Below are 21,483 nucleotides of genomic sequence, written 5' to 3'. Positions count from 1 at the left end.
AGGCCGGCTACCCGTCGTCGCCTTGGTAGGCCATTACCCCACCAACAAGCTGATAGGCCGCGGGCTCATCCTGCACCGCCGGAGCTTTACACCCAAGACCATGCGGTCCCAGGTCATATCCGGTATTAGACCCCGTTTCCAGGGCTTGTCCCAGAGTGCAGGGCAGATTGCCCACGTGTTACTCACCCGTTCGCCACTGATCCACCCCGAAGGGCTTCACCGTTCGACTTGCATGTGTTAAGCACGCCGCCAGCGTTCGTCCTGAGCCAGGATCAAACTCTCCGTGAATGCTTCATCCACGAGAGCGGCACGGCAACCACCGGAATAGGGCGGTCCCGCGCACTGCGTCCTCGCTAGTGTTATTTCAAAAGGAATCTCCAACCCCGAAACAAGTCCGAGGCCGGGGATGTCAACATATCTGGCGTTGACTTTTGGCACGCTGTTGAGTTCTCAAGGAACGGACGCTTCCTTCGAGCCGCCTTCCAGCGGGCCCTCCGGGCGCTTCGTTCTTTCGTGTTTCGAGCTTATCAGACGTTTTCCGTGCCGTTCCCGGCGCTTCCTTCGTCCAACTTGTCGACGTCTTCTGCGGCTTGACGCCCCGTCCGACGTTTCAAACTCTAACCGATCCCCGCTCCGAAAAGCGAATCGGCCGCAATCCAATAAAACGCGCACACCACATAAGCACCGGGCCGCAACGCGAGCACGCGAAAGCGACCCGGTCCGAACCGAGAAGTGTGTTTCAAAGGATTGGCCGCCCCGGGACCGTCCGCGCCGATGCGTGTCCGGTACTCCCTGTCGAGCGACTGGGAGACTCTATCCCTACTTCCGCGCCTGATCCAAACGCCCCGGCAGGTCAGCCCTTGGCCGCGGCCCGCCGAGCGCGGATCGCCGCCTGCCGTTCGTCGAACCGGGCCGCCTGGACGGCCAGACCGTCGAGCATCAGCCCCAGCTCCGTCTGGGCCTTCAGCCCGTCCGGCCCCAGTCCGCCGACCTCCATCACCTTGAGATTGCGCAGGACGGGCAGCAGCACGTCATCGAGGTGGACGCGGAGGTTGTACACGCCGTCGACGGCGATCCGAGCGGCGGCACGCTCGAAGCCGGGCATGCCGTGGCCCGGCATGCGGAAGTTCGTCACCACCTCATTGACGGCCTGCATCGCCTGGTCGGGGGCGAGTTCGAACGCGGCCCCGAGCAGGTTCCGGTAGAAGATCATGTGCAGGTTCTCGTCATTGGCGACCTGTGCCAGCATCCGGTCACAGACCGGGTCGCCCGAGGCGTGCCCGGTGTTGCGGTGCGAGATGCGGGTGGCCAGCTCCTGGAAGGCGACGTACGCGACCGTGTGGAGCGGCGAGTGCCGGTTGTCGGAGACGAAGCCGTTCTGCATATGGGTCATGCGGGCGCGCTCCAGCTCCACCGGGTCGACGGCGCGGGAGGCGATGAGGTAGTCGCGCAAGACCATCGAGTGCCGGGCCTCCTCACTCGTCCACTGGTGTACCCACGTCCCCCAGGCCCCGTCCCGGCCGAACAGGGTCGCGATCTCGTGGTGGTAGCTCGGCAGGTTGTCCTCCGTCAGCAGGTTCACCACCAGCGAGACCCGCCCGACCTCGGTCAGCGGCGACTGCTCGACCGCCCACGCCTCGCCACCGAGCGGCCCGTCGAAGTCCCGCCCCCGACTCCAGGGCACGTACTCGTGCGGCATCCACTCCTTGAAGACCCGCAGATGGCGGTTGAGCTCCCGCTCCACCACCTCCTCCAGGGCCTGCAGGAGTCGGGCATCGGTCCACCGGACGTGGGAGGAGGTGCTGCTCACGGTTCAACTCTCGATCGACGAACAAACCTACGGTTCCGTAGGTAACGCCACCGTAGGTTCACCACCTCGGCGCTGTCTGGGGCCCTTCGACCCCATTCGTCACAGCCAGGGCTCCCCGACGCGTGGCGGCTCCGGTCGAGGCCAGACCCCCACCGGAGCCGCCGAACCCGTCGCTCGTCGACCAAGCCTCAGCCCAGGACGCGCACGAACGGGCTGTCATTGCCGCAAGGCCCTGATCGGCAGCCACGGGCCGATCAGGTCGACCATCCGGCGGAGGAGTTGCCGCGCCCCGCCGGCACGTCCACTTCGCGGACGGCTCCGGCGCGTGCCCGTAGGCGGCGGAGCATCCGGGCGTCCTGGAAGCCGGCCGCGCGGGCGGCGGCCTCCGTGGTGGCGCCGTGCGCGATGAGGTGCTCGGCCCGCTCGACGCGCAGTTCCTGCTGGTAGCGCAGCGGGGTGCGTCCGGTGGCCTCGGTGAAGTGGCGGGTGAGGGTGCGTTCGCTGACGCCCGACGCGCCTGCCAGGTCGGCGAGGCTGAGCCGGGCGGTGAAGCGGGCGTCGATCAGGTCCTGCACCCGGTGGACGGCGTCGACCAGGTGGGCGCGGTGCCGGAGCATCACGCTGACCTGCCGCTCGTCGCCGTTGCGCCGCGCGTAGACGACCATCTCCCGCGCGATCCGGGCGGCCGCCGCCGGCCCGTGCCGGACGGCGACCAGGTGCAGGCTCAGGTCGATGCCGCTCGCGATGCCGGCCGAGGTCACCACCCGGTCGTCCACCACGTACAGCACGTCGCGCACCACGACCGTCCTCGGGTGGCGGCGGGCCAGTTCGTCCTGCAGGTCGTGGTGCGTGGTGCAGCGGCGCCCGTCCAGCAACCCCGCCCGGCCGAGCGCGTCCGCGCCCGCGCAGACGCTGGCGACCGTACCGCCGGCCGCATGGTGGGCGGCCAGCCGCTCCAGCGTCGCCGGGGAGAGGTCCCCGTGCGCCCGCAGCGTCGACGCCCGCCAACCGGGGACCACGACCAGGTCGTCCGGCGTGAGCTGCGGCCACTCGACGGAAGCCCGCAGCGTGATCCCCTGCGCCGTGAGGACGTCCTCCTGCTCGGCCACGTGGCCGACCGCGTAGCCGAGCCCGTGGTCGGCCGCCGTCGAGAACACCTGGGCGGGCCCGGCGAGGTCCAGCAGGTGCAACTGCGGGACCAGCAGGAAGACGACACGGGTCACGATCCGGTCAGCTCCTTCACGGTGGTGACGGTGGCGAAGCGGCCCGCCAGAGCGTACTCGGTACGGGCGATGATCTCCTCCGTGGGGAGCGTGCGCGGATCGGCGAGGATCTCGTCGAGGCTGCGACCGGCGGGCGCGTCACGGTGCTCGATCGGATGGGTGGCGGTCGCGTCGACCACGAACGTGACCTCGTAGCCGAGGTCGGCCGCCACCCGGGTGGTGGTCTCGCAGCACTGTTCGGTGCGGATGCCGCTGACCACCAGTTCTCGGATCCCCCGCTGGGTGAGCAGCTGCTGCAGATTGGTGGTGGTGAACGCGTTGTGCGAGGTCTTGGTGACGACGGGCTCGCCCTCCACCGGCTCCAGCCCCTCCATCAGGCGGACGTGGCCGAGGGCGGGGTCGAACACCGTCCCGGTGCCGGGCTCGGCGTGCAGGACCCAGACGACGAGGTCGCCCTTGGCCCGGGCGTACTCGACGAGCCGGGCGACCTGCCCGACGATCCCGGGGTCGGAGACGGCCGCCCAGTTCTCGCGGCGGCGGAAGGATTCCTGGACGTCGATGACAAGGAGTGCGTTGGTCATACCCCGATCCTCACCGCCCCGGGGTGCCCGGGCGAAGACCCCATCGGGCCTGGATGCGGAACGATCCGGTCAGGTTGCTCGGGGGGGGTACGGCGCCAGGTGGCGAAGTCGGCGTGGACGAGGCCCCGAAGCGTTGGTGGTGGCCGTCAGGCCGTCGAACGGGCTGTGACCCTATCCGCGGCGGTGTTCTGCCAAGTCGTCGAGGAGCAGGTCCGCGACCACCTCCTCGACCACTGCGGTGCGCAGCTCCGCCATGGAGTCGACGAGTGCGCGGTCCCACGGTGCGGGCGTGAGGCGCCCCGGGTCGGGGCCGGCGGGAACCCGGGGTACGGCGGCCCGGTAGTCGTCGGCCGACATCCGCCAGGGGACGGCTCCTGTCTTGGCCAGGACATGGGCCGCTATGCGGACCCCCTCTCCGTCGAAGTCACCGTGGTAGTACAGGGATGCGCCGTCGTCGGCGAGTCGGCGCAGCAGGTGGATCACGGCCGTGTTGGGCCACCCCGAGGTGCAGACCAGCGGCGGACAGTGGTGGCCGAATCGCCGTAGGGCCAGGGCGAGCACGCTGGGGTTCTCGGTGATGTGCACGGGGCCTGCGGGGCCGGTGAAATCACCGGGTGCGCGCAGTTGGGCGAGGGTGAGGCTGACGGGGTGGCCGGCTCCGCCGCAGATCCGGGCGATCTCGGCGACCGGGCCCCCTCCCTGCGGGCGGAGACCGGCGGCGAGCACGCTGGAGGACAGTCCGTCGTCGGCCACGCCGGCTCGACTCCAGAGTGCGCGTCGCTGCTCGGCGGCGTCCGGCACGGCTGTCCCGTACAGCACCGCCAGTGCCCGCAGCACCAGGGAGGACAACCGGGTCCCGTCGTCGAGGGCATGGGAGTCACCGTCGAGGAGGCGGGCGGCGAGGACCGGGAGCGGCTCGCCGTCGGCCGGGAGCGCGGCCAGGACGGCCAGCGCGGCGGTCAGCAGGCCCCGGGTACGGTCGGGTGAACCGTCGACGAGGCCGGTGGTCCGCAGGTGGCCGACCCAGTCCAGGAGAGCGGGCTGGGCGGTGACCACCTCGTGGCCGGCCAACCACTCCCACAGGGCGTCGCGTTGGCCGGTCCTGCGTTCGCGCTCGGCGGCCCGGTCGTGGATCGGTCCGAGGATCAGGGCCACCACGTCCCGCACGGGTCGGCCGCAGGCGTCCAGCACGGCGTGGTCGAGTCCCGCGAGGGGGATCGTCGGTTCGGTACCGGGGAGCCGGTCGAGTCCGAGGAGGTCGGCCAGTGCCTCCCGGCCCGCGTCGTCGAGCGGTCCGGACCGTACCCGGCTGACGGGGCGGCCGGTCGAGAGGCGGTCGTGGACGGCCGACCAGAGGGGTCGGAGCTCGGGGAGGTCGAGGGGGTGGCGGTCCGTCATGCCGGTTCTTCGGTGTCGGCTTCGTCGGGCAGCAGCTCGGTGCCCGTCCAGGTGAAGCGGGCGCTGGTGACGGCGTCGTCGCCGTCGCCGCCGGTGATCAGCTGGTGGACGGCGATGCCGGAGAGTTCCCGGTAGGTGCACCACTCGTGGTCGGAGGTGAGCACCAGGTCGAGGTCGAGTGCGGCGAGGAGGCCGAAGACCTGCCCGCGGTTGACGGTGTCGACGCCGACGAAGACCTCGTCCAGCAGGATCAGTCGCGGGGACTCCGGCACCGCCTCGTAGTGGGCGGCCACGGCGGCGAACAGCGGCAGGTGGAGGGCGATGGCCTTCTCGCCGCCCGAGAGCGCGCCGTGGAGCTTCTTGGTGAGCAGTTGCCACCCGGCGCCGTTGGCGCGGTCCAGCTTGACGACGAACTGGTGCCAGGCCGTGTAGTCGAGGACCTCGGCGAGCTGCTCCTCCCACGTCGCCGCCGTGTTGCGGGTCTTGGCCTCCTCGATGCGGCCCCGGAAGAAGGCGTGCAGGGCCTCGCGGTCGGCTTCGGTGATCCGGGCCGGGTCCTTGAGCAGCAGTTCACGGGCCGTCCGGGTGCCGGCGGGCAGGTCGGGGTGGATCTGCCACACCAGCCGGACGGCCACCCGTGAGGCGGTGCGGACCCGTTCGAGGTGGCCGTTCATCCGCTCGACGAGGTCACCGGCCTGGCGGATGCGGGAGGCGAGGTGGCGGCGGGTGTCGCCGGTGAGGGTGCGGTCGAAGAGGCTGCGCTCGGCGGTGGTGATGTCGTCCTGGCTGCGGTCACGGTCGCCGGTGAGGATGGCGAGGAGGCCCGTCGCGCCGATCCGGATGCCGTCGATGGTGGCGGTGAGGACGTGGACGTCCTCCTCGGCTTCGAGTTCGAGGTCGGCACGGTTGCTGAGGCTCTGGCGGGCGCGGTGCACGGCCTCGGAGAGTCGGTTCAGCGAGTCGCCGAGGTTCCTGGTGCCGTGCGGCAGGTCGGGCCACGCGGCGGCGGTCGAGCGTGCCGCCTCAAGGGTGGCGCGGGTGCCGTCCACGGCGGTGAGGACGAACCCGAGGCCCGCGTCCTCGGGGAACCCCAGGACGCACAGGCGCCGGAAGCCGTGGGCGGCCTCGTTCCGGACCAGCACAGCCTCATCGCGCCGGGCCGCGTCCTGGGCCGTGGTGGCGCCCAGCGCGCCGATCCGGCCTTCGAGGGCGAGGAGCGACCGGTCACTGGTGTCGATCTCGTGGCGGGTCCGGTCGAGCAGCTTTCGGAAGTCGCTGATCCGGGCGGCCACTTGGCGGTAGTCCTCGCCGACGGTGCTCTCGACGGCCCGGAGCGCGGATCGGATCCCGCGGGCGGCGGCCTCGGCGTCCTCGGCCTCGCCCAGGCTCTCGGCTGCCGCACCCCGGGACGCCTCGGCGTGGCTGCGGGCGGTGTCCCAGGCCTGGTGGGCGGCCGTCCAGGCCAGGTGCACGTCGAGCCAGACGTCTGCCTGCTCGCGCAGCGCGTCGACCGCCGTGGCGGTCGCGTCCAGGGCGGCGCGTTCGGTCGGCAGGGCGTGCTCGGCCGAGGCGACGGCGAGTGCGCGCAGCGCGTCCGCGACCGCCTCCTCCTGCCGCGCCAACCGTTCGACGGCCTCGCGCACGGCGTCCTCGCGGGCTCCCACCTCGGACTCGGAGCGTTCCCAGACCCGTTTGGCCTGCTCCACCTCCCGGTGGCGCGGCCGGGAGCCGAGGTCGGCACCGAGGCGCGCCCGGCGGTCGGCGAGGGCGCGCAGCCGCGTCTCGAAACCGGTGACGCCGGCCTCGGCCTCGGCCAGTTCGGCGGTGAGTTCCGCGATCCGTCGCTGCCTGGCGCGCTCCCGGGCCGCGGCGCCGATGTGGCTGGACTCCTCCTTGGTCCAGGAGCCGACCACCGTCGCCAGCCGCCAGCTTCCGTCGGCCGCCACGGCGGCGGGGTGGCCCGCCGGGAGCGCGGGGCCGTAGGCGATGCCGGCCAGCAGCCTCTCCACCCGGCCGGACGGCACCGGGCCGTCGGGTTCCGGAGCGAGGACGTCGAGCAGCGAGGGACCCGGTGCGGGAAGGGCCGATGCCGGATCGGCCAGGGTGTCGTGCCCGGCGACGGCGAGGCCTCCGTCGGGGGTCATCCAGGCGTCGAGCAGGCCGGCCGCTTCCAGGGCCGCTTCGATGCCCGCCCGGTCGGCAGGCGGCACGTCCGGCCGGAACACCAGCAGTCGCCACAGTGGCGCACCCGGCAGGACCGACCGGTCGGCGGTGCGGGTCCGCGGCGGCGCCGGCGGGAGGTCCGCCGCGGCGGCGGTGCGCTCCAGGTCCCCGACGACCAGGTCACGCCGGGCGCGGGCGTCGTCCCGGCCCGCGCGGGCGGTCGTCTCGTCCGCGGTGATGGAGCTCTCCGCGGCGCGGGCGGCGGCTTCGACCAGCGCGAGGACGTCGGTCTCGACGGCGGCGCGGGAGGCGACTTCCTCGACGTCGTCGATCGACAGCTCGGTGCAGTCGGCCGTTGCCCACCGGCGCAGCCGGTCGGCGTTGGCGTCGACGGCCGTCTCGTAGGCGTGGGCGTTCCCCTCGCGTTTCGCGGTCGCGCCGGCCAGCCGTTCGCGCGCCGTGTCGAGGTACTGCTCCGCCGCCGTCCGGTCCGCGAGGGAACGCTCATGACGCTCGACGGCGGTGCGGACCTCCGCGATCTGGCCGTGCCGCGAGACGACCGCGCCGCGCAGCAGGCGGCGTGCCGTGCGCCCTTGCTCCTGCGCGTCCCCGGACGGACCCGGTGCGGCGCCGAGCAGCGTCTGCACCTCGGCGCAGACGGACTCCATGGCTGCTCGCCGCGCCGCGCCGCGCGTCTCCTCCCGGGCCACGCGGGTGTGTTCGGCCCGTTGCTCCGAGCGCAGCCGTGCATCGTCGGCACGCCCGGCGTCCTCCTCGGCCGCCTGAACCTTCCGGTCGGCGGCGGCGCGGGCACGGGCGGCGGTCGCGGTGGCCTGGTCGGTCCTGCGACGGAGCTGGTCGAGTTCCTGCCCCTGCCGGTAGGCCTCGGAGTCGAGCAGTCCCTCGATGGTGCCCTCGATCTCCTGTCGCCGGTGTTCGAGTTCCTCCCGCGCCCCTCTGTCCTCATCGCGCCGGCGCAGGGCTTCGGCGTGCTCCTTCTCGCTCTCCCTGGCGACGCGGGTGAGGTTGTCCATCTCGGTCGTCGCGGAGATGAGCGCCGCCGCCCCGGCGCGCAGGATGCGCTGGGCGTAGCCGCGTTGCTGGGCCGCGACGGCGGTGGCCGCGGCCACCTCGTCGTCCAGGGACTTCAGGTGTTCGCGCTGGCGGTCGAGGCGCTCGAAGCCCTCGGCCAGTTCGGTGAGCTCGCCCTGGCCGAGCGGGGGCAGGGCCCGGGAGAGCAGGGAGGACAGCAGCGACGGATCGAGGCGCTCGGAGAGCTTGGGGGTGCGGAGCTGGAGCAGGGCGGTGATCAGGGCGTCGTAGCGTTGCTCGCTCAGTCCGGGGAAGAGCGTGCTCCGGACCGTGTTGCGGTAGTCGGCCGGTGATCCGTGCAGCTCGCCCCGGCCTTGCAGGGCTTCGGCCAGGGCGGCTCGGGTGAGCGGCTGGCCCGCGTCGTTGACCAGGGAGAGGCCGCCGGGGCGGTCGATCCGCGCGTCGGTGGTGAAGTAGTCGACGGTGACACCCGTGGTGTGCACGCTGGCCTGGAGCCTGGCGCCGCAGGTGAACCGGCCGGGAGCGCCGTCGCCACGGACGAACTCCAGCCACACGTACCCGACGCGGGTCTTGCCCGAGGTGCCCTCGCCCATCAGGTTCCAGTGCATGGTGCGCTCGGAGCCGCCGAAGGTGGAGAGCCGGTTGGGGCGCAGGCTGGCGTCGAGCAGGAACGGCAGGAGCACCTCCAGGGCCTTGGACTTGCCGGTGCCGTTCTGTCCCCGCAGGAGCAGGCGGCCCTCGTGGAAGGTGAAGGTCTCGTCGTAGTAGCGCCAGACGTTGAGGATGCCCGCCCGGGAGGGCCGCCACCGTGTCGCCCCGGCCGACGTCCGTGACGTGGAGGGCTGCGGAAGTCGTGTCGCGGTCATCGGAAGTCTTTCCTGGTCAGGTCGCGGGGCCGTCGGCCACGCTGCTGCGGTACCGGAATGCCGCCGGCCGGGGTATCGTGCGGTCGCCGATCCGTCGGGCGAGACCGAAGTCGCCGAGGACACGGACGGCATCGGCCGTGAGGCGCTGGGCGCCGTCCTCCGACTGGTAGCTCTTCGCCCACTGCGGGAAGCGCCGCAGGAGTGCGGCCGCCTCGACGGCGAGCTGTTCCGGTGTCAGCCCGCCCGGAGCGGCGGTCAGCGGTTCCAGCAGGAGCAGGGCGGCGACCCGGGCCGTCGCGGAGTCGTCGGGGAAGCGGCTGTCGGTGGCGATCCCGTCCGGGTCGACGAGCAGCAGGCCGTCGGCCCGTTCCTCCAGTACGAAGCCGCCCTGCTCGGCGGCGCGCCGGACGATCTGGCGCCCGGTCGGCGAGGTGAGGTAGGCCAGTTCGTCGGCGCCGAGCTCGTCGTGGTGGACGACGGGATCGTCGAAGAGCCGTCGCAGCACCGAGTGCCGCAGCCGGAGGTTGCGCTGCGCGTCGGAGGCGTCCGCGCCGCCGTACCGGCTCTCGCGCACGGTGCCCCGCAGGAGTTCCTCGAACCGCAGCGGCACGTCCTCGGCCGCGGCGGCCAGTCGGGACGGCCCGACGGGCGCCGCGAGCAGGCGCATCACCACGGTGGCGTCCACTCGGTAGAGGACCTTGGCCTTCGCCGAGTCGACGAAGCTGTCCGTGACGCCGTCCACGGTGAGGAGCGCGCCGTAGGACTCCAGCAGTTTGAGGACATCGACGAAGGCCATCCGCTCGGGCTTGCTCGCCGTGTCGAAGGGCGGCAGCGCCCCGTCGGTGGCACAGGCCTGGACGACGCGGTCGGCGAGCAGGCCGACCGTCGTCACCGGGACCGGGAGCAGCTCGGCCGCGACGACGCACAGCAGGGTGTAGCGGCGGCGGTCGAACGGAGCCCTGCCGGACCGCAGCCGACGGGCCGGGCGCGAGGCATCGGGGACGGTCCGGATCTTGAGCAGGCGCGCGTACCCGAGGCGCGGCTCCACCACCAGCTGCCAGCCGCAGTGGTAGTCGAACCACTTCGTCAGCGGGCCCTGCCGACGGCGGATCAGCTCGAAGGCCGGCGGGTCGCCGCGCTCGGTGATCAGCGGCCGGCCGAGCAGCAGTCTGATGGCCCGGGCGACGTCCTGCCGCTCGGCCAGGACCAGTTGGTTGGCGAGGGTGCTCATGCTCCGTCCTTTGCGGCGGACGACCGCGGGCCACTGGGTCTGCGGACCTCCACCAGGCAGTCGGGCGCCTCCAGCCTTCCCCGAGCGGTCCGCAGGACAGCTCGCCCGCTGTCGGGAGGCAGCCGGAGCACGATCTCGACCCGGCCGTCGGAGGTGACCGTCCGGCGCGTTCCGTCGGCGTCCGGTCGTACGGCCAGCGCCCGGCCGAGGAGGTCGAGCAGCCGCTCGAAGACGGCGTGGTCCAGCATGCCGAAGCCGGAGAGCCGGACCGGACCGTCGGTGCCCAGGACGTCCCAGGCCGCTTCGAGTTCCGCACGTTCCTTGCGGGCCCGCTCGGCCCGGGCCGCCTTGATCCCCCCGATGTCGCGCACCTTCCCGGTACGGGTGAACCGCTCGGTGCGGCCGCTGGTGCGCAGCAGGGCCGACACTTCCACCGGCGGGGCCTCGGCCCAAGTGCCCGATGACGGCGCCAACTCCGGGTCCGGGTGGGCGAGATGGGCATGACGGGCCGGGCCCAGGCCGAAGGCGGCCGACCAGAGGCGGTGCAGGTCGTCCTCGGTGGGCGCTGCGGCGAACCAGCGGGCCAGCTCCCGGAAGTCCTGGACGGCGCTGGAGGAACGGCGCCGCGACTCGGTGATCCGGTCGAGGACCTGCAGGAGCGTCACGATCGCACGGCGCGCCACGTCGTGCAGTTGCTCCACCCGGGGTCGCGCCCCGTCCACCGGCCGGAACCAGGCCTGCAGCCCCTCCCAGCGTGCCCGGCGCCGCTCCAGCCAGGCCGGCGCGGGATCGCCGTCCGCGGCCGGCGGCAGCTCGGCGCCCCGCAGCGCCCGCTCGTGCAGCAGGCCCAGGCCGCGGTGCTCGACCCGCTCCACGGCGGAGGCGACCGTCTGTCCGCGCTGGTCGAGGTTGACGAGGAACTCCTGGAGATAGGCCACCGTCGCGGCCTTCACCTCCCGGAAGGTCGCCAGGTCCGCGCCCTCGGCGCGCAGCAGGCGCTGCAGCTCGCCGTTGAACGCCTTGGTGTTGGCCAGCAGCGCTTCCAGGTGGCCTTCCAGCTCCTGCAGCGTGCTGAACACCCGCCGGTCCGAGGACGTGCGGTCCCCCAGCAGCACGTACAGCTCGTCGAGCCGGTCCGTGATCGCCTCCAGCACCGCCGTCTGCAGCGCCCCCGTCGAGGCGAGCACGGACAGGGCGTGCTCGACCCCGGCGAACGCGGCCTCACCGCGCCGGGTGAGCGAGTACTGGAGGTTGCGGCGCTCGTACTCCTCCGCGGTGCGGTAGTTCTCCGCGTGGTTCTGGACGACGTCCAGCAGCTGCCACTCCCTGAGCTTCCGCAGCGCCTCCTGGAGATCGTCGTCGTGCACCGCGTCGAGCCACCCGACCGTCCGCAGCCGGGCGCGGACGTCATCCAGCCCGAGCGCGGTCTCCAGCCGCTCGTTGGCCGCGCCGAAGGCCTGGAGGATCGCACCGTAGAGCTCGGCCTTCTCCCCCGTCGTGAACCGGAACATCTCCGGCGGCACCCTGCGCAACAGCTCCCCTCCCGTCCGTCGGGCACCACATTACGCGGCCGTTCAGCAGAGCCGATCGGACCGCCTCCGGTCACCCGTGCCCGGCAGGAACTCGACCACCACCGGGCAGAACGCCCCCGAGGCCCTGGCGGGCAGGGCGCGCACGGCTGGTGCGCGCCGTACCGGAGGAAAGCCCCGGCATCAACCGTGGCCGCGCCGACGGTGCGTGGCACATGTGCTCAGCGGTAGCCGGCCAGCCCGTCGGCCAGTTCCCCCTCATCACCGTCGCGCCGTGCCTGGAGGGCCTGTTGGAGGGCGAAGGTGCCCCGGATCGCGGCGATCCGGGCGGCCGCGTCGCCGCCCTCCGCCCCGCCGCCGAGGGCGAGCACCCGGCCGAGCAGTTCCTCGCCGTAGCCGGCACCGATCGCGGCGAGGTCCTCGGCCTGATCGCCGAGGGTGACCTCGTCCCAGTCGACCACACCGCTGAGCCTCGGCAGGCCGTCGACGGTCTCCCACAACACGTTCTCCCCGCCGAGGTCGCCGTGGACCACGGCGGAGGTGAGGTGGGGCAGGCCGTCGAGGGCGGCGAGCTCCCGCTCGGCCCGTCGAACGCCCTGTCGTTCCATTCGTGACGGCGATCTGCCAGATCGGCAGCTGGAGAGCGACGGCCCGAGCGGCCGCCCCCGCTCCTCGGCGAGTTCGGCCGCGTCACCAGCGTCGGGATCGACGCCCTGTGACGCGGCCCCGCTCTCCACCCCGCCCGCGCCGGACACCTGCCGGCTTCGTGCCCCACCCCCTGGCCGGCCGGGGGGTGGGCACGAACAACCAACGGGTGCGGTCGCGGCTATCCGAGGCCGCGGGCATCCTGCTTCAGTGCGGTGTCCACGGTCAGCGCGGTCGCCACGACGAGGCTGAGCAGCGGGTCGGCGAGCGGGCGGTGGATCTGGAGCACGTAGTTGTCGGCCGTGGTGAACATCGTCTTCGCCAGGCCTTCCCAGGTCTTGGTGATCCGGGCGATCTCGGCGTCCGTCTCGTCGACGATGGAGAAGTTCCAGGCCCGCCAGTTCTCGGCCTTGACGGCGCCGACCTTCCGCCCGCCGACCTCCAGCGCAAAGTTGATCTTCCCAATGGCGTTCTGCTGAACGATCTGGCCGACTTCCTGGCCGTTCGGAAGCTGCACGACCACCCGCGACTTGATGAACTTCGCCGGGCGGGTCAGCAGCAGCACCGGGCTGCCGTGCGCGTCACGGATCTCCAGCTTGTGGGTCAGATACTGGTCGAGGGAGGTGAGCAGTCGTACCGCCTTGCGCAGACCGCTCTGGCCGACCTGGACCACCGAGCCCAGCGTGGCGCCCTGCTGGTCGAAGACGGCGTACTCGTTGGTCAGCTCGATCAGCTTGGCCTTCTGGTTCACCACAAGGACCGGCTCGGAGAACAGGGTGCCGCCGCCACCGGAGACCGGGCCGACACCCGCCTGCTGCTGTACCTGGCGCTGCACCTTGGCGGAGTCGCCGACCGGAGCGACCGGCTGCCCGGGGAAACCGGGAGTGTTCGTGTTCTGGGACATGGCGGGCAGGCTAGGCTCAATCCTCCCCGGATAGCCAGTTCGTTCGACCGCCGCGGTTTGTCCACGGACCACCGGTTCCGCCCGTGACCTGCAGCTTCTGCGGCTGCGAGCGCCAGTTGTCCGCCACCCGACGGCGGCGGCATGACCGACGTCACACCCGGGACGCCGGCTCGGGCCCGGCCGAGACACCTCAACCACTGCGCGCGTCAGGCCCGGTGGGCCGCGATCGGGTCGCGGTATCAGGCACAGGAGGCCCTGGGGGTGCGGCGCTGCGTCTCGAAGTCGACGTGGACGAGGCCGAAGCGCCGGCGGCAGCCCTCGACCCGTCGAACGCCATGCCATCCTGCGCAGGCCGGCACATCGTCAGCCCGGGGAGAACATCCGGGCACCGGTGGCCAGCAGTCAGGTGCGCCTGCTCACAACGGTCGTGTCCATCCGACGGACCTCGTCGACGAGGCGGCTGCTCACCACAGGCCGGTGTGCCCGCCTCGCCTATTGCAGGATGTTGATCGCGCGGGCGATCACCAGGGCACCAAGGATGAGGGAGGCCGCTGCCTCCACCATCATCAGCAGCTTCGCCCATGTCCTGACGGCGGAGACATCGGCCGGGCTGAACGCCGTGGCGGTCCAGAAGGCCAGCGACAGGTAGTCGGCGAACGTCGGCACCCAGTCGGCCGTCGCGTGGGCCGAGTGCTGCATCTCGGGAAAAACGAAGCTCGGGCTCGGCTGGAGCGGGTGGGCGCGGGCAGCCGCACCGCCTCGGTCGAGGTCCCAGTACCACAGCGCGAAGGCGATCACGTTCGTGGCCCAGGTCACTCCCCCGGTGGCCAGCAGACCGGTGGCGTTGTTGGCGAACAGCTTGTTGTTGGTCAGGATGTCCACCACCAGGTGGACACCCGCATAGAGGTTGGCCGCGGTGATGAAGCCGATCATGACGTCGGTGACCACTCTGAGCCACCGCTTCTGCCGATCGATCCGTCCCGGGTCACCAAGGATCAGTGCCCCCAGCAGGGTGAGCATGACCACGGGAACCGTCCATGCGGGGTCCAGCCGGTACGCGGCGGGCAGCGCCAAGTGGAGCATCGCGGCCGTGACGATCGCCAGTGCCACCGGCCACCAGCGCTCGCCCCGCGCGGCGGCCTGATCGAGTGTCGCCGACGGTGAACCCGTCGGCCCAGGGCTTGATCCCATGCCTCATTGTGCCGACGCCCGCCGCGTGGGCCCCGGACGGCACACCAACCCGGACGGGTGGACCAGGTGATCTTCACGGTCCTGCGGTCCTCCACAGGCCGCTGAGCCATCTGCACCCACCAAGACCCTGGCCACCGAGGCGGGCTGCTTCGGCACCACCGTCAACGCCCGTCGCCTCGGGCTTCATCGCCACCGACATGGCCCGCTTCCTGGGCCTGTCGATCACCCTGTCATCACCTGTTGCCGTGACGCGCAGCCACAGACGCCCCTGTCCACCAATGCCCCGCCTCCCGGGGCTGGACCGTCGCGTTCCACCACGGACCCCGAAGGCCAACTACTTTACGCGGCAACTCCGGTGCGCCGCGATCAGGTCGCGGTACCAGGCGTACGAGGCCCTGGGCGTGCGCTGCTGCGTCGCGAAGTCGACGTGGACGAGGCCGAAGCGTTGGTGGTAGCCCTCGGCCCATTCGAAGTTGTCGAGGAGGGACCAGGTGTAGTAGCCGCGGATGTCGATGCCTTCGGCGGCGGCCTGGGCGAGGGCGTCGAGGTGGGTGGCGAGGAAGGTGATGCGGGGGTGGTCGGGGGCGGTTTCCTCGGTGACGGAGCAGCCGTTCTCGGTGATGGTGATGGGTGGGAGGGAGCTGCCGTACGACTGGCGGAGGTCGAGGAGGAGTTGGCGGAGGCCTTCGGGGACGACGGGCCAGCCGAAGGCGGTGTGGGCGGGGGCTTCGGGGATGTCGAGGAGGGTGAAGGGGAGGGCGGGGTCGGTGGGGGCGCCGATGCGGGTGGGGTTGTAGTAGTTGACGCCGAGGCCGTCGAGGGGGGTACCGGCGATCAGGTCGAGGTCGCCGGGACGGACGGCGCCGAAGATGTCGTCCGGGACGCCGAGGGCGGTGAGGTCGGGGTAGCGGCCGAGGAGGAGGGGGTCGGTGAAGAGGCGGTTGTGGAGGGCGTCGTAGGCCTTGGCGGCGGCTGTGTCGGCGGGTGAGGGGGAGGCGGGTCCGACCGGGGTGAGGTTGTTGGAGATCAGGACGTCGAGGCCGCGGTCGTGGAGGATCGAGGCGGCCAGGCCGTGGGCGAGGAGTTGGTGGTGGGCGGCCGGGAGGGCGTCGAACATCAGGGTGCGGCCGGGGGCGTGGATGCCGAGGGCGTAGCCGAAGACGGTGTGGACGAAGGGCTCGTTGAGGGTGATCCAGGCGGGGACGCGGTCGCCGAGGCGGTCGGCCATGACGGTGGCGTAGTCGGCGAAGCGGTGGGCGGTGTCGCGGTCGAGCCAGCCGCCGTTGTCTTCGAGGGCCTGCGGGAGGTCCCAGTGGAAGAGAGTGGGGAGGGGGGTGATGCCGGCGTCGAGGAGGGCGTCGACGAGGCGGTCGTAGAAGGCGAGTCCGGCGGGGTTGACGGTTCCGGCGCCGGTCGGCTGGATCCGGGGCCAGGCGATCGAGAAGCGGTAGCCGTCCACGCCGAGGCCCTGGAGCAGGGCGATGTCCTCGGGCCAGCGGTGGTAGTGGTCGCAGGCGACCGCGCCGGTGTGCCCGTCCCGGATGGCGCCGGGGCGGGCGGTGAAGGTGTCCCAGACGGAGGGGCCGCGGCCGTCCTCCCCCACCGCGCCCTCGATCTGGTACGCGGCGGTGGCGACACCCCAGCGGAACCCCGGTGGTAGGTCGTAGCGGTCCGGCATGGCAGCCTCCCGGGCAAGAACATGAGGACTGCTCATGTTACTGGCGCCATGCCGAAACACCAGAGGTGCCGGGCCACTGTCCGGGGACGGCTGGCCCCTTGGACAGGGCAGGTCCGCTGGCCCTCGGGTCAGCCTCCGACACCGACCCCGGCGAAGGGCGCGGAACTCAGGCCGAGCAGGCCGCCGAAGGGGGAGTTCAGGGCGTAGATGAAGACGACCATGAACGCGATGAGGCTGGTGAAGCCCACGACCAGGACCAGATGGGTGCGGGTGCGCTGGATGCCGAAGAGGAACATCAGGCCCAGGGTGAGCGCACCGCCGGCGAGAAGGCCGAACCACATCACGCCCGACATTCCTCCGCTGCCGGCCGACTCGCGTCCGTGGCGCGACTGGTAGGCGACGGAGATCTGCCCGAACGCCACCTGGTCCACCTGCTGTTGCACGTTGGTGGAGGGCTCGAAGGACGTCCACGCGTTCTGCACGTCGTGCAGCAGCGTCCAGCCGCGCGGGCCCAGCGCCTTGCGCTCCTCCATCAGGGGCCACTCCTCGGTCCGGACGTAGGTGGCATACGCGACCGCCGCCGATCGGGCCTGCTGAGCCGCGTCGGGCGGCAGCGCGTCGGCCAACAGATACGTCTGGTGCAGCGCCCCTGCCTCGGCGCTGATGTTGGCGCCGGCGTCACCCTTGGCCTCCCACACCGCGACCAGCGCCACGCCCAGCACCAAGGCATACAGCACGCCGACCATCATCGTCAGGTACTCGGCGGTGTCGTCGCGGGCCTCGTCCTCCGGCTCCGATCGCCTGATCCTGCGGCTGTTGAGCAGGGCGGCGCCCCCGGCGACAGCGGCGAATCCGACGACGATTCCGATCACTCCGATTACGTGTTCCATGGCGCCCCTGAGGTTGGGCCGGGTCGGCGGCGCGGCCTACGGCGACGCCGCGCGATGGCTACGGCGGCGATCGCGGGCATGAGGAGGACCAGGAGGAAGATGAGGAGGAAGCGCTGCTGCAGAGCGGTGGCCGTCGTGCGGGTGGCGGACCGGCCGGTGTGGAGGAGGGGTGATGTCACGTGGCCTCCCCCCGCGCCGGGGCCAGGGGAACGCGAGGCGGAGGCGGAGGCTGAAGGGGATGGCGAGGGCCTCGGGGACGCGGCACTGGAACCACCGCTCGGCGAGGTCTGCACGGGTCTGCGCCCGTTGCCCGGCGCAGCGGCACCGGGAGCACCCGGGACGGGGGCGGCGGGCGCAGGGACGGCCGGGGCGGCCGGGGCGGCGGGGGCCGGTGGAACGGCGGCCGGTGCGGCTGCAGCGGGTACGCCCGCGGGGGGAACTCCGGGTGCAGGAGCCCCGACGGCGGCGGCGCCGACTGCGGGAGCTCCGGCTGCCACAGCTCCCGCCGCGGGTACCGCGACGGCGGCGGCCCCACCTGCCGGCACCCCAGGTGCCGCAGCCCCTGGTGCGAGCGCCGCGGGCGCGGGAGCCCCGGGTGCAGCAGCCCCGGCCGCAGGCGCCCCGGGTGCTGGAGCCCCGGGTGCTGGAGCCCCGACGGCGGCGGTCCCGCCCGCCGGCACCCCAGGTGCCGCAGCCCCCGGTGGAGGAGCCCCGGGTGCGGCAGCCCCGACCGCAGGCGCCGCAGGCGCAGGAGCCCCGCCGACCGCAGCCCCGGCTGCGGGCGCCCCGACGGCGGCGACCTCACCTGCGCGTACGCCCGCCACCGCTACCGCTACCGGTGCCGGTGCTCCGGGTCCCGGGGCAGCGGCTGCGGGAACCCCGGGCGTGGGACCACCGGGCACAGGACCGCCCGGCGCTGCCGCTCCGCCCGCCGGGGTCCCCGGTTGGGGAGCACCGACTTCGCAGCCGGGTGCGGCAGGTGTTGCCGGAGCGGACACCGGTGCTCCCGTCGCCCCGGCCGCCGGCGTGGGTGTCCCTGCACTGGGTGTGCCCGCGGCGGGCACCCCCGCGCCGGGTGTCCCAGCGCCGGGTGTCCCCACGGTGGGTACCCCCGCGCCCGGTGCTGCCGCGACGGAGGGAGCGGCCGGGCTCGCGCCCACGGCGGTGTAGCCCGAGTGTGCCGTGCGGGTGAGGACGTAGTGGCCGTAGGCGAGCACACCGCGGGCGGTGACCAGGCCCTCGTGTTCACCGGGGAGGGCACGCACGGTCGCCGTGCAGACAAGGGTGGCGACCGGGGGGAGTCGGAGGTTGCCGTCGGCGTCGCGGCCCGGGCAATGCGGCTCGATCCCGGGAGCGAGGGTGTCGGTGATCTGCAGGTCGACGACCGGGGCTTCGCCGTCGTTGCGCAGTCGGTAGCTGATCCGCACGTCGTCGCCGGCCTTCACCACGGGGGTGCCCGCACGGCCGTCGACGGTCACCGTCAGCGTCAACGCGCCGGCGCCCGGGCCGCCGTAGGGGAGGTTGGCGGCCGAGTTGGCCAGCGGCGGACCGGTGGCCGATCCGGCCACCACCAGGACGGCGGCAGCCGCGCAGAAGGACAGTTTCCAGCCGGGCATATGAGCTAGTTATTACCCCGAACACCGCCCGCGTCCTTCCGACACGCCTTCCGAGGGGGATCGGCCCGCGCCGTTCACACCACAGGGGTAACGGCAGCGGGGCGTGGGGCCTGCGGGCTGAGGAGGCGCTCCGCGAGCGTGCACCACGGGATCCGCCGACACGTCCGGCCGGACACTGGCCGCGCCCTGGCACGAGCGCGCATGCTACCGGGGAGACCGGCTTTCACCCCCGGGGAGCTGACGATGCATCGAGAACCCACGAACGCGGCGAGCCCGGGACGGCGCGCGCTGCTCACCGCCGCCGGCGGCCTCGCCGCCGCAGCGGTGACCGCGACGGCGACGGCGGCGACGACGGAGCCCGCCGGGGCGGCCGGGCACCGCGAACCGGTCCCCTTCGGTCCGGCCGTCGTGCGCCCCGGTGACCCGCGCTACGCGAGCCTGCTGAAGGGCGACAACCAGCGCTTCGTCGGACACCCCGACGAGATCCGGGTCGTCGGCACCACCGAGCAGGTGGTGCGGGCGGTGCAGGAGGCGGTCCGCGACGGTCGGCGGATCGGCGTACGCAGCGGCGGCCACTGCTTCGAGGGCTTCACCGCCGACCCCGCGATCCGGCTGCTGCTGGACCTCTCCCCGTTGGACGCGGTGGGCTACGACCCGGGGAGGCGGGCCTTCGAGGTGCAGCCGGGCGCCACGCTCGGCCGGGTGTACCGGACGCTGTTCCGGGGCTGGGGCGTGACCGTGCCCGCTGGCGGTTGCCCGGAGGTGGGCGCCGGGGGGCACCTGGTCGGCGGCGGGTACGGGCCGCTGTCGCGGCGCTACGGCTCGGTGGTGGACCACCTGTACGGCGTGGAGGTGGTGGTCGTCGACCGCGACGGAACCGCCCGCGCCGTGGTCGCCACCCGCGAGCCGGACGACCCCGACCGCGAGCTGTGGTGGGCGCACACCGGCGGCGGCGGGGGCAACTTCGGCGTGGTCACCCGGTACTGGCTGCGCTCGCCGCAGGCCGACGCCGAGGCCCGTGCGGCGGCTCCCGACCCGTGCCGTCTGCTGCCGCCGGCGCCCGCCGAGATGCTGGAGGCGCTGGTCGAGTGGTCCTGGGACAGCCCTCGGACGACCCGGCGGGCGTTCACCACCCTGCTGCGCAACTTCTGCGCCTGGCACGAGCGCAACAGCGACCCCGGTTCGCCCGCTGTCGGCCTGTACGCGGTCCTGCGGCTCAACCACCGCGAGGCGACCACCTTCTCGATGGTGGTCCAGATCGACGCCGGGATCCCCGGCGCGGCGGACATGGTCAAGGACTTCGTCGACCAGGTGAACGCCGGCACCGGTCTGGACGTCGACGGCGGCAGCGCGACCGTCCCGTGGCTCTACCCGATGACCTGGCCGGGCAACGGCGAGGCCGGCGACATCATCACCCGCCGGTACAAGGGCAAGGCCGGCTACCTCAGACGCTCCTTCACCGATGCCCAACTCGCCACGATCCACCGCCACTTGACCAACGACACGGGCAACGCCGCCTGCGGCATGCTGCTGGTCGGCTACGGCGGCCGGGTCCGGGCCGTGGAGCCGGGCGCGACCGCGGTGGCCCAGCGGGACGTGGTGATGAAGGCGGTCTACCACAGCGTCTGGGCCGGGGAGGAGGACGACGGCGCCAACCTCTCCTGGGTGCGCGCGCTCTACCGGGAGGTCTACGAGGACACCGGCGGTGTGCCCGTACCGGGGAGGGTGAGCGACGGGTCGTACATCAACTACCCGGACGTCGACCTCGCCGACCCGGCCTGGAACACCTCGGGCGTCCCCTGGTACACCCTCTACTACAAGGACGACTACCCGCGCCTGCAGCGGGTCAAGGCCCGGTGGGACCCGCGCAACGTCTTCCGGCACGCCCTCTCGGTCACGCTCCCGGAGTAGGCGCCACTGCGCCGGGATTGGAGGTGCCGGGGCGGTCCTGGTCGCCGTCGACACCGCCGCCCCGGGCGTCACCCTGGTCGTGGCAGCCGGTCGGCGTGTGCCGGCCGGCCGCCGCGACCGGTGCGGGCGTCAGCCCAGCGTGGCGCCGCGCTCGCGGGCCAGGTCCTCCAGGCCGTAGCGAGTGACGTGCTCGGCGTTGGCCAGGTCGACGGTACGGACGCCCTCGGCGGCCAGCCGCTCGTTGATCTCGTCCAGGTGCTGTCGGACGAGCTGCTTCTCGGCGTCGGTGGTACGGCCCTTGTGGGGGCGCCCGGCGTGCTCCAGGCTCGCGTAGTTGACCCGCTCGCGGGCGGTGGCGGCGACGGCCGGCGCGCCGGGGCCCGGGACGGCGGGGGCGGCCCGCTCGGCGCCGCGCAGCACCTCGGCCATCGGCGCGACCGTGGCCAGCCGGTCGAACGCCTCGACGGTCATCACGACGGTCTCCGGCTCGTCCCCGTCCGGGTGGTGCAGTTCGACCGTCACCAGGTCGAGTGCCAGGTCCGCGACCCCGGCCAGCTCCCCGGGCAGCGCCTCGATCTCGACCGGACCGTCGACCAGCTCGGGGTGCTCCCGCACGACGATCCGCACCAGGCCCTCCTCCTCCGCGTGCCGGCCGGTCAGGTCCGAGAACCGGATGATCTTCTGCCCCATGTCTTCCTCTCCCTGCCCCTGGTGATCAGCGCAGAGCCTATGGCCTGCGCCGGACCTGCGGGGACCGTCCCGAGGACGGCCCCGCGCAATTGGCCCGGCGAACG

Annotated in this window: 14 protein-coding genes, 1 rRNA gene and 1 pseudogene; 2 read left to right on the top strand and 14 right to left on the bottom strand. The window is 72.7% G+C overall.

Translation table 11 applies throughout. The features are described 5' to 3' along the window. The 11 genes and pseudogenes from ABZW10_RS30170 to ABZW10_RS30120 all read right to left on the bottom strand — a co-directional run. Positions 1 to 288, bottom strand: a 16S ribosomal RNA gene (locus ABZW10_RS30170); the annotation flags it as partial. A 565-nt stretch (positions 289 to 853) separates the two neighbouring features. Continuing rightward, positions 854 to 1,810 carry an acyl-ACP desaturase gene (locus ABZW10_RS30165; protein WP_355372056.1) on the bottom strand — a complete coding sequence of 319 codons (957 nt, stop codon included), beginning with the start codon at positions 1,808 to 1,810 and terminating at the stop codon, positions 854 to 856. Positions 1,811 to 2,064: 254 nt separating this feature from the next. Further along, positions 2,065 to 3,033: a DJ-1/PfpI family protein gene (locus ABZW10_RS30160; protein WP_355372053.1), complete on the bottom strand. Its 969-nt coding sequence runs from the start codon at positions 3,031 to 3,033 to the stop codon at positions 2,065 to 2,067. Further along, positions 3,030 to 3,614, bottom strand: a complete 585-nt coding sequence (locus tag ABZW10_RS30155) for an isochorismatase family protein (protein ID WP_355372050.1) — start codon at positions 3,612 to 3,614, stop codon at positions 3,030 to 3,032. The genes ABZW10_RS30160 and ABZW10_RS30155 overlap by 4 nt, the downstream gene beginning before the upstream one ends. A 171-nt stretch (positions 3,615 to 3,785) precedes the next feature. Then, the gene (locus ABZW10_RS30150; protein WP_355372047.1) at positions 3,786 to 5,012 is read right to left on the bottom strand and encodes a TIGR02679 family protein; all 1,227 of its coding nucleotides are present in this window, start codon (positions 5,010 to 5,012) and stop codon (positions 3,786 to 3,788) included. After that, positions 5,009 to 9,094 (bottom strand): TIGR02680 family protein, encoded by a 4,086-nt coding sequence (locus tag ABZW10_RS30145; protein WP_355372044.1) that lies wholly within the window; start codon positions 9,092 to 9,094, stop codon positions 5,009 to 5,011. Before ABZW10_RS30145 ends, ABZW10_RS30150 begins: the two co-directional genes overlap by 4 nt. Before the next feature lie 16 nt (positions 9,095 to 9,110). After that, entirely contained in the window at positions 9,111 to 10,325 is a 1,215-nt protein-coding gene (locus tag ABZW10_RS30140; RefSeq protein WP_355372042.1) for a TIGR02678 family protein, read from the bottom strand. Then, positions 10,322 to 11,836, bottom strand: a complete 1,515-nt coding sequence (locus ABZW10_RS30135) for a TIGR02677 family protein (protein ID WP_355372039.1) — start codon at positions 11,834 to 11,836, stop codon at positions 10,322 to 10,324. The genes ABZW10_RS30140 and ABZW10_RS30135 overlap by 4 nt, the downstream gene beginning before the upstream one ends. A gap of 239 nt (positions 11,837 to 12,075) precedes the next feature. Then, positions 12,076 to 12,441, bottom strand: a pseudogene (locus ABZW10_RS30130) (phosphotransferase); the annotation flags it as partial. Between the two features lie 239 nt (positions 12,442 to 12,680). Further along, positions 12,681 to 13,403, bottom strand: coding sequence for a phospholipid scramblase-related protein (locus ABZW10_RS30125; protein ID WP_355372037.1), 723 nt, complete (start codon positions 13,401 to 13,403; stop codon positions 12,681 to 12,683). A gap of 492 nt (positions 13,404 to 13,895) precedes the next feature. Further along, a complete protein-coding gene (locus ABZW10_RS30120; RefSeq protein ID WP_355372034.1) occupies positions 13,896 to 14,423 on the bottom strand; it encodes a hypothetical protein in 528 nt (175 codons plus the stop codon). Between ABZW10_RS30120 and ABZW10_RS30115 the strand changes: the two genes are divergently transcribed. Next, positions 14,422 to 14,547 carry a hypothetical protein gene (locus ABZW10_RS30115; protein WP_355372031.1) on the top strand — a complete coding sequence of 42 codons (126 nt, stop codon included), beginning with the start codon at positions 14,422 to 14,424 and terminating at the stop codon, positions 14,545 to 14,547. The genes ABZW10_RS30120 and ABZW10_RS30115 overlap by 2 nt on opposite strands. A gap of 381 nt (positions 14,548 to 14,928) precedes the next feature. Here ABZW10_RS30115 and ABZW10_RS30110 read toward each other — a convergent pair whose 3' ends face one another. After that, entirely contained in the window at positions 14,929 to 16,272 is a 1,344-nt protein-coding gene (locus ABZW10_RS30110) for a GH1 family beta-glucosidase (protein ID WP_355372028.1), read from the bottom strand. 128 nt (positions 16,273 to 16,400) lie between these two features. After that, a complete protein-coding gene (locus ABZW10_RS30105) occupies positions 16,401 to 17,162 on the bottom strand; it encodes a hypothetical protein (protein ID WP_355372025.1) in 762 nt (253 codons plus the stop codon). Positions 17,163 to 19,021: 1,859 nt separating this feature from the next. Between ABZW10_RS30105 and ABZW10_RS30100 the strand changes: the two genes are divergently transcribed. Beyond that, complete coding sequence (locus tag ABZW10_RS30100; protein WP_355372022.1) at positions 19,022 to 20,689, top strand: FAD-binding protein; 1,668 nt, start codon at positions 19,022 to 19,024, stop codon at positions 20,687 to 20,689. A 129-nt stretch (positions 20,690 to 20,818) separates the two neighbouring features. Here ABZW10_RS30100 and ABZW10_RS30095 read toward each other — a convergent pair whose 3' ends face one another. Next, positions 20,819 to 21,379 (bottom strand): hypothetical protein, encoded by a 561-nt coding sequence (locus tag ABZW10_RS30095; protein ID WP_355372020.1) that lies wholly within the window; start codon positions 21,377 to 21,379, stop codon positions 20,819 to 20,821. Positions 21,380 to 21,483 lie beyond the last annotated feature (104 nt).

It is taken from the genome of Kitasatospora sp. NPDC004723 (genome assembly GCF_040609255.1).
Classification (GTDB): domain Bacteria; phylum Actinomycetota; class Actinomycetes; order Streptomycetales; family Streptomycetaceae; genus Kitasatospora.
The sequence above is the reverse complement of the archived record's forward strand: the minus strand, read 5'-3'. Positions and strand labels throughout refer to the sequence as shown.

Bases quoted from the DNA above. Each gene is read 5' to 3' on its own strand.
- ABZW10_RS30115 (WP_355372031.1), top strand. From the start codon at position 14,422: ATGACCACGGGAACCGTCCATGCGGGGTCCAGCCGGTACGCGGCGGGC.
- ABZW10_RS30145 (WP_355372044.1), bottom strand. From the start codon at position 9,094: ATGACCGCGACACGACTTCCGCAGCCCTCCACGTCACGGACGTCGGCC.
- ABZW10_RS30155 (WP_355372050.1), bottom strand. From the start codon at position 3,614: ATGACCAACGCACTCCTTGTCATCGACGTCCAGGAATCCTTCCGCCGC.
- ABZW10_RS30150 (WP_355372047.1), bottom strand. From the start codon at position 5,012: ATGACGGACCGCCACCCCCTCGACCTCCCCGAGCTCCGACCCCTCTGG.
- ABZW10_RS30095 (WP_355372020.1), bottom strand. From the start codon at position 21,379: ATGGGGCAGAAGATCATCCGGTTCTCGGACCTGACCGGCCGGCACGCG.
- ABZW10_RS30105 (WP_355372025.1), bottom strand. From the start codon at position 17,162: ATGGAACACGTAATCGGAGTGATCGGAATCGTCGTCGGATTCGCCGCT.
- ABZW10_RS30100 (WP_355372022.1), top strand. From the start codon at position 19,022: ATGCATCGAGAACCCACGAACGCGGCGAGCCCGGGACGGCGCGCGCTG.
- ABZW10_RS30110 (WP_355372028.1), bottom strand. From the start codon at position 16,272: ATGCCGGACCGCTACGACCTACCACCGGGGTTCCGCTGGGGTGTCGCC.
- ABZW10_RS30125 (WP_355372037.1), bottom strand. From the start codon at position 13,403: ATGTCCCAGAACACGAACACTCCCGGTTTCCCCGGGCAGCCGGTCGCT.
- ABZW10_RS30140 (WP_355372042.1), bottom strand. From the start codon at position 10,325: ATGAGCACCCTCGCCAACCAACTGGTCCTGGCCGAGCGGCAGGACGTC.
- ABZW10_RS30135 (WP_355372039.1), bottom strand. From the start codon at position 11,836: ATGTTCCGGTTCACGACGGGGGAGAAGGCCGAGCTCTACGGTGCGATC.
- ABZW10_RS30120 (WP_355372034.1), bottom strand. From the start codon at position 14,423: ATGCTCACCCTGCTGGGGGCACTGATCCTTGGTGACCCGGGACGGATC.